Origin of the sequence: Ensifer sp. CCNWLY38, from assembly GCF_037120565.1 — a bacterium.
GTDB lineage: Bacteria > Pseudomonadota > Alphaproteobacteria > Rhizobiales > Rhizobiaceae > Ensifer > Ensifer adhaerens_H.
Genome location: NZ_JBBBBO010000002.1, coordinates 150401 through 163974, shown reverse-complemented (window position 1 = coordinate 163974; position 13574 = coordinate 150401). Strand labels below are relative to the sequence as shown.

The following is a 13574-nucleotide window of genomic DNA, read 5'->3' as shown; positions in this document are numbered from 1 at the left end:
GATCACAGGGAGTGTGGATCATGTTGGACCGCAAATTCTACGACAGCATTTCCGATCTCAGCCCATTCGAGATCAAGGACGAACTGATCAAGCTCGCCAAGACGAGCTCGCAAAAATCCGCCAAGGCCTTCCTCAATGCCGGCCGCGGCAACCCGAACTGGACGGCAACGCGGGCCCGCGAAGCCTTCTTCCTGCTCGGCCAGTTCGCCCTGACGGAGGCGAAACGCGCCTACTACGATCCGAAGGCGGGCGTCGCCGGCATGCCGCCCCAGGACGGCGCGCATGCGCGGTTCCAAAAGTGGATTAAGAAACAGCTTCAAAGCACGGAAAACGCGGACGAGGAAGACGAAGGTATCCCGGCCGCCAAGACCCTCGGTGACGCCGTCACCTATGCCATCAACACCTTCGGCTTCGACCCTGATGGATTCGTGCACGAACTGACAGACTCGATCATCGGCGACAACTATCCGGTCCCCGATCGGGCGCTGCATCACAACGAGATCATCACCCACGAATATCTGATGTGGGCGATGTGCGCCGGCCACCGGCCAAGCGTGAAATTCGACCTCTACCCGGTCGAAGGCGGCACCGCCGCCATGTGCTACATCTTCAAGGCCTTGAAGAACGCCCGCATCCTCAACGCCGGCGACACGATCGCGCTCGGAACGCCGATCTTCACGCCCTATCTCGAGATGCCGCAGCTCGAGGACTACACGCTGAAGACCATCAATGTCAGCGCCGAGCAGGAAGACCGCTTCCAGTTCACCGACGATGACATCAAGGCGCTGGAAAACCCCGAGGTGAAGGCGCTGTTCCTGGTCAACCCCGGCAACCCGTCCGCCGTCGCGATGGATCCGGATTCGATCAAGCGCCTTGTTGATCTCGTAAACAACAAGCGTCCCGATCTGATTATCCTTACCGATGACGTCTACGGCACCTTCGTCCCGGGGTTCCAGTCATTGCTCGGCCATCTGCCGCGCAACACCATCGGCGTCTATTCCTATTCGAAGTATTTCGGCTGCACCGGCTGGCGCCTCGGCGTGGTGGCCGTTGCCCAGGACAATATCTTCGACGAGAGGATCAAGGCGCATCCCGAGCCGATCCAGAAGCTTCTGGAAAAGCGCTACAAGGCAATGACGCCGAAGCCGCGCGAGGTGAAGTTCATCGACCGCATCGTCGCCGACAGCCGCGACGTGGCGCTGAACCACACCGCCGGCCTGTCGCTTCCCCAACAAGTGATGATGACGCTCTTCAGCGTGGTCGAGATGATGGATGTCGAGAAGGCCTACCAGAAGGCCTGCATCGCCATCTGCACGAAGCGGTTCTGGAACCTCGTAAACGGCATGGGCGTCGAGTCCAACCCGGGCATCTATTTCGACCACTATTACGGCATCATCGATTTCGAGTTCTGGCTGCGCAAATATGTCGGGCAGGATGTCGTCGAATGGGTGAAGGACAACATCCATCCGCTCGACATTCCCTTCCGACTGGCCGAGGACCACGGCATCGTTCTCTTGAACGGCTCCGGCTTCGACGCGCCAAGCTGGTCGGCGCGCGTTTCCTTCGCCAACCTCAATGACGACGCCTATTCGCAGATCGGCCGGGCCGTGCGCTCCGTGGCGCGTGGCTATGTGCAGACCTACCAGGCGGCCAAGGGCCTGAAGATCAGCTAGCCGAGCAAGGCGGCCGGCAAACCCGCCGGCCGCCGCCTCCATGCAGCGCCGCGCCTCCAGTTAGACGCGCAAAGGTCGCTGTAGCTCCTTCAATCGGCGACGATTGAAGGGAACATGCAGTAGGGCGTGAGCAGACGCCCTGTTACCCAGCCACCCCGGATTTTCCGGCAGGGTCCTGCCGGCAAGTGAGCAGCGCATCATCGGGCTGAAGGCGCCCCTTCGGCATGGAGTTGGGAGTAAAGTGGCGTGATCGATCACCTGTTCGGCATCCTCAGAGCGCATCCGGAGCTCGCCCTGTTCCTCGCGCTCGGCATCGGCTACGCCGTCGGCAAGATCACCATCTTCGGCGTGACCATTGGCGCCGTTACCGGCTGCCTGCTGGCCGGTGTGCTGATCGGCCAGACGGGCGCCGTGTTGTCGAACGACGTGAAGCAGGCGTTCTTCCTGCTGTTCCTCTTCGCCATCGGCTACCGCACCGGCCCGCAATTCTTCCAGAGCCTCAATGCCGATGCCCTGCCCCAGATTGCCGTCACCGTGACGCTCTGCGTCGTGGCGCTCGCGGCGGCGATCCTTCTTTCGATCCTGTTCGGTTTCGATCTCGGCACGGCCGCAGGCGTCCTTGCGGGCGGGGCAACGGAATCGGCAACCGTCGGCGTCGCCATCGACACCTTCCGCAAGACGGCGCCAACACCCGAAGCCATCACCCAATTCGAATCCGCCGTGGCCACCGGCTTTGCGGTCGCCTATCTCGTCGGCGTCGTCACCGCGATCCTCGTCCAGTCGCAGCTCGCACCGCGCATGTTCGGCCGCAGCCTGAAGGAAGCCTGCGCCGAGCTCGAAGCCGAACTCAACATCGCCCCTGAGAACAGCGGCGACACCGCCCGCCGCGAGATCGAAGCACGCGCCTTCGAGATCGCCGACACGTTGGTCGGCCTGACCGTCGCGGAAGCGGAAGCCAGAGTCCCCGAACATCAGAAGGCCTATATCGAGCAGATCCGCAGGGGCAATGAGATCATCTCCCCCGCCGCGAAAGAACGACTGCAGGCCGGGGACATCATTGCTGTCGCTGGGCTTCGCGGTTTCCTGGTGGAATATGCAAGCCGGATCGGCACCGAGATCGACGACCGTGAGCTTCTCGACATTCCGGTCGAAATTCTCGACGTGGTGGTGACCAACAAGGACGTCGCCGGCAAACGCCTGTGGCAGCTCAAGCAGCAGCCGGAGGCGCGCTCGGTCTTCCTGCGCGGTATCCTGCGCGCCGGCCAGCCGATCCCGATCTTCCCCGGGCTGACGGTCCGCCGGGGTGACGTGATGTCGATCGCCGGTGCCAGGCGCCATGTCGAGGATGTTGCTGCCCGGCTCGGCTATGCGGATCGCAAGACGACGGCGACCGACATGGTCTATGTCGGCGTCTTCATCTTCCTCGGCGGCCTCATCGGCATCCCCGCGCTGAAACTCGGAGCGCTTGAAATCGGCCTCGGCGTTGCGGTCGGCGTGCTGATCGCGGGTCTCGTCGCCGGCTGGCTGCGCTCGGTCCGGCGCACCTTTGGCTTCGTGCCGGAGGCGACCCTCTGGTTCTTCGACAGCGTCGGGCTCTGCGCCTTCATCGCCTGCGTCGGCATCTCGGCTGGCCCGAGTTTCGTGGCGGGCCTCGTTCAGTCCGGTCCGGCGCTCGTGATCGCCAGTCTGCTGATCTGCCTGATTTCGCACCTCGCAGCGCTTGCGCTTGGCCGTTGGGTCTTCCGCATGAACGAAGGCGTGCTCGCCGGCACCAGCTGCGGCGCCGGAACCTCGGCACCGGCGCTCGCCGCGGTGCAGGAGGCTGCCGGCAGCCAGGTGCCAACCCTCGGCTACGGCCTTGGCTACGCCATTGGCAATGTGCTCTTGGCGCTCTGGGGCGCGGTGCTGGTCACGGTTCTCGGGTAGCGTCCAAACCGCCGACGCCAGCGTGCCGTGCCGGCCGTTTCCTGTGTCATGCGCGAAGCGGCCTGACGCTAGGTCAGGAAACTAACGCAGCGGCCAGACCACCATCAGCGTCGGTATGCTGACGATGACGATCATGAGCGAGAGCGGCAGGCCGAGGCGCGGATAGTCGCTGAACCGGTAGCCGCCCGGCCCCATGACCAGCGTGTTGCACTGGTGGCCGATCGGCGTCAGGAAATCGCAGCCGGCGCCGATGGCGGTCGCCATCAGGAAGGCTTCCGGTCTGTAGCCGAGCGCGCCGGCAAAGCTCGCGGCGATCGGCGCCATGACCAATACGGTCGCGGCGTTGTTGAGGAACGGTGTGACCGCCATTGCCGCAAGCAGGATGATGGTCAACGCGCCTTCCGGCGGCAAGCCGGCGGCAACCGTACCGAGCCACCCGGCAATGACTTCCGTCCCCCCGGTCGTGCGCAGGGAATCACTGACCGGGATCAGTGCCGCCAGCATCACGAGGATCGGCCCGTCGATCGAACGATAGACGTCGCGCAGCGGGATGATGCGGAAGATGACCATGGCAAGGGCCGCTGCGAAAAAGGCGATCGGCACCGGCACGAGGCCGACTGCCGTCGAGCCCATGGCGGCGGCCAGGACCAGAAGCGGCAACGGCGCTTTGCGCGTGGTGCCGAGCAGGATCTCGCGCTGGGCCAGCGGCAGGCAGCCGAAGTCCTGCAGAAAGGACGTCAATTCGCGCCGCGCGCCTTGCAACACAATGACGTCGCCGGCTCTCAGACGAATGCTGCCGAGCCGCTGCTTCAGCCGTTCGCCCTGGCGGCTGACGGCGAGCAGGTTGATGTTGTGGGTGTTGAACAGCGCCAAGCGCTGCGCCGACATGCCTTCAAGTGGCGAACCGCTGCCGACGACCGCCTCCACCGCCTCGATTTCGGACCCTGCCTTCTCGCGGCTACCCGGCGAGCGGTCGCCGGCGATCTTCAGCTTGGCCTGCGAGACAATACGATCGAGCGCCCCCGGCCCGCCTTCAAGCAGCAGGATGTCATCGGCTTCAAGCGTGATGTCGGGCAGCGGCGCCAGATGCAGGCCGCGGCGGAAAATGGCAATGACGACGGCACCGCCATCGCCGAGCTTGACCAGAGCGCTGAGCGACTTGCCGATCGCGGGAGAGCCGGCAGGGACGACGGCCTCGGACGTATAATCGGTGATCTCGATCGCCGAATGAACCGAGACCTGCTGGCTCGAGCGTTGCGGCACGAGCTTGTAGGCAAAGAGCAGGAAGATACAGCCGACCAGCGCCAGCGTCGCACCGACGGGCGTGAAGTCGAACATCGTAAAACTCTCGCCGGTCAGTTCCTGGCGAACACGCGACACGACGATATTCGGCGAGGTGCCGACCTGCGTCATCAGCCCTCCGATCAGCGAGCCGAAGGCCATCGGCATCAGGAAGACCGAAGGCTGGACATTCGACCGCCGGGCAAACTGGAAGGCGACCGGCAGCATGATCGCCAGCGCCCCGATATTCTTGATGAAGGCGGAAAGCACCGTGACGGTAATAACCAGCAGCGCAAGCTGGGCCCGGACGGATGAGATGTTGGGCAGGAACCGCTGGATCGCCGCATCCACCACGCCTGAGCGCGCCACGCCGGCGCTGACAATCAGCGCGCTGCCGACGATGATGACGATATCGTCGCTGAAACCATCGAAGGCATGATCATAGGGCACGATGCCGACGGCCACCGCCAGCATCAGCGCCGAGCAGGCGATCACGTCATATCGAAACCGCCCCCAGATGAAGAAAACCATCATGGCGCCGATGACGATAAACGCGAGAGACTGTTCGGCGGTCATGCAATATCCGGTCAAATCGAGGGGACGGAAAGACGAGGAGCCGAAAAAGCAAAACGCACGATCCGCCGGAACGTTCGCAGGAGTAGCGCATCTTTTTCCCAATCGGAATTCGGCCAAGCGACAAATCTGGGTACGAACACGAATTGGTGACCGACGGCAGGCAGGCTCACTGAAACTCGCGAGCGCGACGCCACGTTTCTCAAAGAATGACGCAACTTTGGTCACCGACGCATGGACAGCCGCTTGCCCGGCATTCCGCCGACGGCTCTGCCGTCTGGATTGCCACAGGATTGCAAAATGATGCCCGCTCTTGGATTTACATCAGGAAATTGTACAATAGATCAAAGTGTTGCAGCGCGTTCCGTAGTCCATTTGAAGGCGAGGAACCTGACTGCGCCTCCCCTACCAAGCGCACCCGTAACCGAGGATCGCCGACATGAAAAACGCCCTTGCCGCCCTCTCCGTCGTTCTGCTCCTCAGCGGCTGTACCGCAAGCGGCGGCTCAAGCTATTACGGCTATTCATCGAACCTCGAACCGATTCCCGGCAGCATCACCTATGGCGGCCAGCCGCGCACTAAGCTCACGAAGTCGCCTATCGGCAGCATCGTGCCGCATCAGTTCATCGACCAGTACGGCCGCAAGGTCTACGAAACCTATATCATCGAGCCGGACCGGTCGTTGCGCCTGACCAGCCGGCGCTGGCAGCCAGATGATATTTTCGATTTCGACTGACGCATTTCGTGGGGCGACTACGGCAGGGAGCGACAGTCGCCGCTGCCAAATTGTGCGATCACCCAATCGCGCAACAACTGCGTCGCCGGTCGATCTGCCATCCGTGGGCTATAGACGAGATCGTAGCGGTCGCTTTCGAGCGTCACAGGAAAAGGCTGGACGAGAATGCCCGAGGCGAGTTCCTCGGCGACGAGCGTCAGGCTCAAAAGGCCGATGCCCTGCCCGGCTACGGCGGCCTGAACTGCATGGATTTCATCGGTAAACGACAGGCCCGCATTCGCATCGACATCTGCGATGCCAGCCCGCTCCAGCCATTGCCGCCAAACCGGCGCACGCGGCTCGTCTCGCCGAGCCGCACCCCAATCGAAATGAATGAGCGTTGAGCGTTTGAGATCCGCAGCACTTGCCGGCACCAGTCGCGGCGCACAGACCGGGGCAAAACGATCGGCAAACAGCGGCTCGGTTATGAGGCCCGGGTAGTGTCCGCCGCCGAGACGGATTGCGGCGTCCGCGTCCGCCTCCAGATCGATCGTCCGGTTGGAAGCGTCGAGCCGCAGCGTCCAGTCCGGATAGGCCTCGCGAAACGAGCCGGCGAGCGGCGCCAGGCGCTTGGCGACGAAGGCGACCGTCGAGGTCAGCCGCGCCACCTTGCTCCCCTGCTGGCGGCGCACGTCGGCAATCGCCTGCTCGAAGCGATCGAGACCATCGCGCAGCACCGGAAACAGCGCCTTGCCGGCAGCCGTCAGATGCACCTGTCGCGTCTCGCGCTCGAAGAGCTTGACCTCCAGCATCTCCTCCAGTTGCCGGATCTGGTGGCTGACGGCGGTCGCCGAAACGTTCAGCTCTTCCGCCGCATGCTTGAAGCTCAGCCGGCGGGCGGCCGCTTCGAAGACCCGCAAGGCGCCGAGCGGCGGCAGCTTTCTCATCGTATCCCTATGGATGAATTGAACTCATCTATTAGCTGAGAAATCACTCTTTGTCAGCCTGCTATCTCCCCAGCATATTGAGTTCAACAGGCAAGGCAACAGCGCCAAGCTGAGAAAAACTCAAGCATGAAAGGACAAATCATGTCTCTCGAACAGGTCATCACCAAGCCGGATCCCTACGCGCCCTTCCTGCTTTCCCAGGCGATCAAGGCCAACGGCTTCGTCTTCGTCTCAGGCCAGGCGGCGATCGGCGACGATGGCGAACTCGTCGGCATCGGCGACTTCGACCGCCAGGCCGAGCAGGCTTTCCGCAACCTCGACCGGGCACTCAAGGCCGCCGGATCCGGGCTCGACAAGATCGTCAAGGTTACGATCTTCCTGCGCTCCATGGAGAATTTCGGCAAGATCATCGAACTCCGTCGCAAGTGGTTTTCGGCACCCTACCCCGCCGACAGCATCATCGAGGTCTCCTCGCTCTATTCGCCTGACGCGCTGATCGAGATCGAAGCAATCGCGCTCGATGCGGGCCGTTGAGATGAGCGCCGGAAATCGTTCCGGTATCGAAAGGACATTCCATGCATCGTGAACAGGTCGTCACCGCGCCGGATCCCTACGTGCCGTTCCTGCTCTCCCAGGCAATCAGGGCCCATGGCTTCGTCTTCGTCTCTGGCCAGGCGGCAATCGGTGCCGACGGCGAACTCGTCGGCATTGGCGACTTCGACCGCCAGGCCGACCAGGCTTTTCACAATCTCGACCGCGCCTTGAAGGCCGCGGGCTCCAGGCTCGACAGGGTCGTCAAGACCACGATCTTCCTGCGTTCCATCGAGAACGCGGGAAAGATGGTCGAGCTTCGCCGCAAGTGGCTTTCGGCACCCTACCCGGCCGAAAGCATGATCGAGGTTTCTTCTCTCTATTCACCGGATGCGCTGATCGAGATCGAAGCGATCGCGCTTGACGGAGACCACTGACATGAACGCGCCACAGATCCTCCCATCTCCCATTTTCACTGGCATCACCCTCAAGGGGCTCGATTTCAGCAACCGCCTGTCGGTCGCGCCGATGACCCGCATCAGCGCTTCGGCCGCAGGCGTTCCAGGCGAACGCATGCGACGCTACTACCAACGCTTCGCCCGAGGCGGCTTCAGCCTGATCACGACCGAAGGCATCTACACCGACAAGGCCTATTCCCATACCTATAGGGACCAGCCCGGCCTGACCGACGGGGAACAGGCGGCTGGCTGGCAAAAGATCGTCGACGCGGTCCATGCCGAAGGCGGAGGCATCTTCGCGCAGCTCATGCATGGCGGCGCATTGGCACAAGGCAATTCCCACCGCCCGGATACGGTAGGACCCTCCGCCATACGCCCGAAGGGCAACCAGATGACCGGATACCATGGCGACGGGCCCTATGCTTTGCCGCGCGAGATCAGCGAGGTCGAGATCGCCGAAGCGATCGAGGGCTTCGCCAATGCCGCTCGCCTGGCAATCGGGGTCGCCGGCTTCGACGGCATCGAGATCCACGGCGCCAACGGCTACCTGCTCGATCAATTCTTCACCGACTTCTCAAACCGGCGGACAGATCGCTGGGGCGGCGATATCGTGCAGCGGCTCGGTCTGTCGCTCGAGGTGCTGAAGGCGGTGCGCACCGAGATCGGCCCCAGCGTCCCGCTCGGACTGCGCCTCTCCCAGGGCAAGGTCAACGACTTCAGGCACAAATGGGTGGAGCGCGAACCGGGTGCAGCGCGCGTGTTCGAGGCGCTGGCCGAAAGTCCGGCCGATTTCGTTCACGTGACCGAGTTCGAAGCCTGGCAGCCGGCCTTCGAGGGCGGCGACGCCTCGCTGGTGGCGCTTGCCCGCCGTCATTCGCCACGCCTGTTCCTCATCGCCAATGGCAGCCTGCACGATCTTGCGCGCGCCGAGGAGGTGATGGCAGCCGGGGCCGACATGATCGCGCTTGGCCGCGGCGCGCTCGTCAATCCCGACTGGCCGCAGCTGACAACCAAACACCGCGATTTGCGCCCGTTCGAACTGCCGTTCCTCGCACCGATCAGCGACATCAAGGACAGCGAACTCGCGCTCTGAGAAAGAAGGGACCGACGGGCGCTTGAGAAGGCGCCCGTCGGCTACGTCGCGCGCGTTCGTTGAGGACTGCTCGCCGCGGTTACAACGCCGCGACGAAACGATAGGCTGAGCCGTTCCGCTCGGCGCGCCCGATCCCCGGATAGGCCCAGTGATAGCCAAGCAACGCCAGCCGCTCCGATGCCGCCCTGTCGATCAGAGCCTTGCGGTTCTTCAAGGCCAGTTCCGCATCCGTGTCGAAGCCGAAATGCCAGTCGGGATGTTCGAAGAAGACGACATTGCTGGTCACCGCATCGCCCGTGAGCACCAGGCCGTCATGTCCCGCCCCGTCGCCACCGGCAAGCTGAAGCGAGATGTGGCCGGGCGTATGGCCACGGGTGTCGAGCACCTGCATGCCGCTGACGATTTCGTCGCCGGGCTTGACCAGGGTCAGACGATCCTGCACCGCGAAAAGATCGCGCTGCGCGCCCTTGGCAAAGCCATGCAACGCCTGCGGCATCACCTTCTCGAAGTTCGGATCGGTCCAGAACTGCCATTCCGCCTCCGATACGAAATACTGCGCGTTCGGAAAGGTCAATTTGCCGTCGGCGCCAAGGGTGCCCCCCGCATGATCGGGATGGGCGTGGGTCAGTACCACCTTCGTCACCAGGCCCGGATCGATGCCAGCGGCCAGCAGATTGGCGCGGAGCTTGCCGGCGCTTTCCTGGAAGTGGTTGCCCGAGCCGTCGTCGACCACGATCAGATCACCGCCGTTGCGGATGACGGGGATATTGGTGTGAAACGGCGCGTGTTCGGGCGTGCCGCCGAGGCGGCGCATGATGTCCGGCCGCTCCTCCGCCGTCGCATCCGGCAGCACGATGCTCACCGGCAGCATGATGAAGCCGTCGCTGACGACGGAAATATCGAAACTGCCGTGCTGAAAACGATGGACGTCAGCGGCGTAGGCACCTTTCGGCAGGAGGGCGGAAGCAGCAATCGCGCTGGAACCGGCAAGGAATTCACGACGGTCGGGACCGGATGCGTCGGTGGAATTGCGGGAAGAGGTCATGGCTTTAGTCCTTGGCTGAAACATCTGAGGAAAGGCGCCGGTGCGCCCCTTGGGCGCCACCGGCGAGCAAGCATCAGGCCTTGGCAAAGGCGAGCAGATCGGCGTTGAGCTGGTCCTTGTGCGTGTCGGTGATGCCGTGCGGCGCGCCGGCATAGACCTTGAGTTCGGCATGCGGGACAAGCCTCTTCGAGGCCCGTGCGGCGGCATCGATCGGCACGATCTGGTCGTCGTCGCCATGGATGATCAGGGTCGGCACATCGAACCTCTTCAGGTCCTCGGTAAAGTCGGTCTGCGAGAAGGCGACGATCGAGTCGTAGGTGTTCTTGTGGCCGCCCATCATACCCTGCAGCCAGAAGCTGTCGATCATGCCTTGGGAAGCAACCGCACCCGGGCGGTTGAAGCCGAAGAACGGACCCGAGGCGATATCGCGGTAGAGCTTCGAGCGATCCTTGAGGCTTGCCGCCTGCAGCCCGTCGAACACCTCCTTCGGCAGGCCGCCGGGATTGTTGTCGGTCTTGACCATCAGCGGCGGCACTGCCGAGATCAACCCGGCCTTGGCGATCCGGCCCGTGCCGTGGCGGCCGATATAGCGGCTGATCTCGCCGCCGCCGGTGGAGAAGCCGGCAAGGAAGATGGCCTTCAGATCGAGCGCATTGATGAGGTCGGCCAGGTCGTCGGCATAGTGATCCATGTCGTTGCCGTGCCAGGGCTGCGACGAGCGGCCGTGGCCACGGCGGTCATGGGTGATGACGCGGAAGCCATTGTTGGCGAGATGGAAGGCCTGCGCTTCCCAGCTGTCCGACGACAGCGGCCAGCCGTGGCTGAGCACGACGACCGGGCCATCCTTTGGACCCCAGTCCTTGTAATAGATCTCGACACCATCGCGGGTGGTGATGCGGCTGCCCATAGTATTTGCTCCCTCGGTGCCGGACGCGCCGGCGGTTGATGCGGTTGTGGATGCGGCCTTGGCCGGAATGTTCATTGCGTTGACCGCGGCTGCGGTCGTCGCCGCACCAAAGGCGGCTGAAAGAACCGTGCGGCGAGAAAGGCCGTTGGAAACGCTTGCGGAAACTGCTTTTGCCTGTGTCATTGTCCTCACCTTTTCGATCTCTGTTGCCCGGCTTCCATCCCGTGGAAGCGATGGTTGAATTGATAAATCGGCGGGCCTAACCTCTCGACCGGCAAAGCTGACAACGATGGGGGCAGAAGTGACAAAACGAGCGGAAAGCGAACCGGCGGAGATCGGCATCGTCGTCTATCCGCGTGCGCTGATGTCGGCGATCCACGGGCTGACCGACATGTTCCAGGTGGCGAGCATGCAATCGGTCGAGCAGAGCGGGAGGGACGCTCCGCAGATCCGCATCAGCCACTGGAAGCTGCAGGAAGACGGCTCGGTGTCAAAATCGCGCGACACCCACGAGGGTCCCTCATCGGGCCTGGTGGCGCTGATCCTGCCGCCGACGCTCGCCGATCTGCCGGTCGGTGATCGCATCGGCGCCCTGCCCGCCTTCGTGCGCGAGCAACATCAACGCGGCACCACCATCTGTTCCGTCTGCGGCGGCGCCTATCTGCTCGCAGAATCCGGCCTCGCTGCTGGCCGTACGATCACCACGCACTGGTCGCACCAGGACCTGATCGCCAACCGCTACGGCAACATCCGCGTCGACACCGACAGGCTGCTGATCGACGAGGGCGACATCATCACCGCCGGCGGTATGATGGCCTGGATCGATCTCGGGCTGAAACTCGTCGACCGGTTCCTCGGAACCGACGTCATGCTGGCGACGGCACGGTACATGATCATCGATCCCGGCGCCCGTGAGCAGAGCTACTACAGCGTCTTTGCACCGAAGCTCGACCACGGCGACAACGTCATCCTCAAGATCCAGCACTGGCTGCATGGCACCAGCACCAAGGGCGTGACGCTGCAGATGGTGGCGGAGCGCGCGGGGCTCGGAGACCGCACGTTCCTGCGCCGTTTCCAGAAGGCGACCGGCTTCAACCCGACCGAATATTGCCAGCGGCTGCGGATTGCCAAGTCACGCGACCTCCTGGAGCGTTCGCATCTCTCGATCGAGCAGATCGCCTGGCAGAGCGGCTATGACGACACCAACGCCTACCGCAAGATCTTCCGCAAGATCCTCGGTCTCTCGCCAAAGGAATATCGCCTCCGCTTCTCGGTATCGGATGGTGCCCGGCGAATGGCAGCAGGAGCGCCGAATGCGGTGCCGGCTTTGTGACCTACTGCATGTCTCCTTAAATCGACCTCGATTTAAGGAGACATGCAGAAAATCAAAGTGCTACAGCGACCTTTGCGCGTCTGATAAGACGCGCGGCGCTGTCGGGCGCTCCATTGATTGAGCCAGCAAGCTGCATCCGCTCAAGACCCGACCAAAGTGACAGCCCACAGCGCATCTCCTGGTCGGTTCCCTCCACCTGGCGCTCCCCCGTGGAGGACAACTCATCGGCGACGGCAACGCCGTCTTGGTGGCCCCGAACGGATAGAAAACGCAAAAAACGCCGCGCGCCCGTTGCGGCGCGCGGCGTGCATTGAATATAGAGGTTTGGAACGATTTTCCTTGGAAGATCGGTCAATCCAGATCTGACCTGTCTCGGAACGCGACCGGCAAATCTCGTCGCCCCACCTCAGGCCTTCGCGGCGCCTCCGATCTCCGACGGCCCCGTCAGCCCTTGCCAATGATGATAAAGACGACGCGGCGGATCGCCTCGGCGAAGCTGACGCCCAGCGCCATCGCCGCGATGCCGGTGACGCCCAATGCGCCGATCCCCATCAGCTTCCAGCGCTTGACGTCGTCGGTCACCGGCTTCATCTCCGCGACGTCCGCACCAATCGCCGAGACAGACGCCTCGATCTCACCCACGCGATCGACCAGCTGCTCCATGCGTAGATGCACACTGCCATGAATGGCGGCGTACTTGTCCTCGGCACGGCGGCTGCCCTCCTCGATCCGGCGGATGGATTCTTGCAAGCCGCGCATGCCCGCGACCAATTCGCCGAGCTGGCGGTGAACGGCAACATCGATTTCAACTGCCGACATCGGTGCGCTCCCCATGTCTGGCGCATTCCGCCCGTGTCCAGATTTCCGCCGCGCAGAGGCCGACGGCCGTGCGATCAATTCGGCGTTGATCGGCAGCAGTCGCGCCGCGCGCGCCGACGAGATCAGTTCCGACGACGCCCCGCAGACCTGGAACACTGGCCGGTTGCGAAGTTCCACAACCCGCCTGCATCAAGGCAGGAATCGTAATCAAGGCGCTTTTCGCGAGCGCGGCTCTGAGCGTCATTGTTCTGCCTTTCGATAGCATTGGCGATG

At 63.1% G+C, this 13574-nt stretch carries 13 protein-coding genes; 7 read left to right on the top strand and 6 right to left on the bottom strand.

The window, feature by feature from the left end:
- The first annotated feature begins 20 nt into the window (after positions 1-20).
- On the top strand, positions 21-1673 hold the full coding sequence (locus V7S54_RS04995; protein WP_065377309.1) for a bifunctional aspartate transaminase/aspartate 4-decarboxylase: 1653 nt from the start codon (positions 21-23) through the stop codon (positions 1671-1673).
- A gap of 246 nt (positions 1674-1919) precedes the next feature.
- Positions 1920-3599: an aspartate:alanine exchanger family transporter gene (locus V7S54_RS04990; RefSeq protein ID WP_336408429.1), complete on the top strand. Its 1680-nt coding sequence runs from the start codon at positions 1920-1922 to the stop codon at positions 3597-3599.
- An 81-nt stretch (positions 3600-3680) separates the two neighbouring features.
- Here the strand turns inward: V7S54_RS04990 and V7S54_RS04985 are convergent, their stop codons facing one another.
- Entirely contained in the window at positions 3681-5456 is a 1776-nt protein-coding gene (locus V7S54_RS04985) for an SLC13 family permease (protein ID WP_065377310.1), read from the bottom strand.
- A gap of 436 nt (positions 5457-5892) precedes the next feature.
- On the opposite strand from V7S54_RS04985, the gene V7S54_RS04980 reads away from it, so the two are divergent.
- Positions 5893-6189 (top strand): hypothetical protein, encoded by a 297-nt coding sequence (locus tag V7S54_RS04980; protein ID WP_065377311.1) that lies wholly within the window; start codon positions 5893-5895, stop codon positions 6187-6189.
- Between the two features lie 17 nt (positions 6190-6206).
- Here V7S54_RS04980 and V7S54_RS04975 read toward each other — a convergent pair whose 3' ends face one another.
- Positions 6207-7115 (bottom strand): LysR substrate-binding domain-containing protein, encoded by a 909-nt coding sequence (locus V7S54_RS04975; protein WP_065377312.1) that lies wholly within the window; start codon positions 7113-7115, stop codon positions 6207-6209.
- A 141-nt stretch (positions 7116-7256) separates the two neighbouring features.
- Here V7S54_RS04975 and V7S54_RS04970 point away from each other — a divergent pair, with 141 nt between their 5' ends.
- Genes V7S54_RS04970 through V7S54_RS04960 form a run of 3 tightly spaced genes read left to right on the top strand, consistent with a single transcriptional unit; the run spans position 7257 to position 9197 of the window.
- Positions 7257-7649 carry a RidA family protein gene (locus V7S54_RS04970; RefSeq protein WP_065377334.1) on the top strand — a complete coding sequence of 131 codons (393 nt, stop codon included), beginning with the start codon at positions 7257-7259 and terminating at the stop codon, positions 7647-7649.
- A gap of 41 nt (positions 7650-7690) precedes the next feature.
- Positions 7691-8083 (top strand): RidA family protein, encoded by a 393-nt coding sequence (locus V7S54_RS04965; protein WP_065377313.1) that lies wholly within the window; start codon positions 7691-7693, stop codon positions 8081-8083.
- A gap of 1 nt (position 8084) precedes the next feature.
- On the top strand, positions 8085-9197 hold the full coding sequence (locus tag V7S54_RS04960; protein WP_065377314.1) for an NADH:flavin oxidoreductase: 1113 nt from the start codon (positions 8085-8087) through the stop codon (positions 9195-9197).
- Positions 9198-9276: 79 nt separating this feature from the next.
- Here the strand turns inward: V7S54_RS04960 and V7S54_RS04955 are convergent, their stop codons facing one another.
- On the bottom strand, positions 9277-10242 hold the full coding sequence (locus tag V7S54_RS04955; protein ID WP_065377315.1) for an MBL fold metallo-hydrolase: 966 nt from the start codon (positions 10240-10242) through the stop codon (positions 9277-9279).
- A 73-nt stretch (positions 10243-10315) separates the two neighbouring features.
- Positions 10316-11332 (bottom strand): alpha/beta fold hydrolase, encoded by a 1017-nt coding sequence (locus V7S54_RS04950; RefSeq protein ID WP_065377316.1) that lies wholly within the window; start codon positions 11330-11332, stop codon positions 10316-10318.
- A gap of 118 nt (positions 11333-11450) precedes the next feature.
- On the opposite strand from V7S54_RS04950, the gene V7S54_RS04945 reads away from it, so the two are divergent.
- Positions 11451-12482 (top strand): GlxA family transcriptional regulator, encoded by a 1032-nt coding sequence (locus tag V7S54_RS04945; protein ID WP_234793227.1) that lies wholly within the window; start codon positions 11451-11453, stop codon positions 12480-12482.
- Positions 12483-12926: 444 nt separating this feature from the next.
- On the opposite strand, the gene V7S54_RS04940 is transcribed toward V7S54_RS04945, so the two are convergent.
- Both V7S54_RS04940 and V7S54_RS04935 read right to left on the bottom strand, forming a co-directional pair.
- Positions 12927-13301 (bottom strand): DUF1515 family protein, encoded by a 375-nt coding sequence (locus V7S54_RS04940; protein WP_336556956.1) that lies wholly within the window; start codon positions 13299-13301, stop codon positions 12927-12929.
- A complete protein-coding gene (locus tag V7S54_RS04935) occupies positions 13288-13545 on the bottom strand; it encodes a hypothetical protein (protein ID WP_083203878.1) in 258 nt (85 codons plus the stop codon). The genes V7S54_RS04940 and V7S54_RS04935 overlap by 14 nt, the downstream gene beginning before the upstream one ends.
- Positions 13546-13574 lie beyond the last annotated feature (29 nt).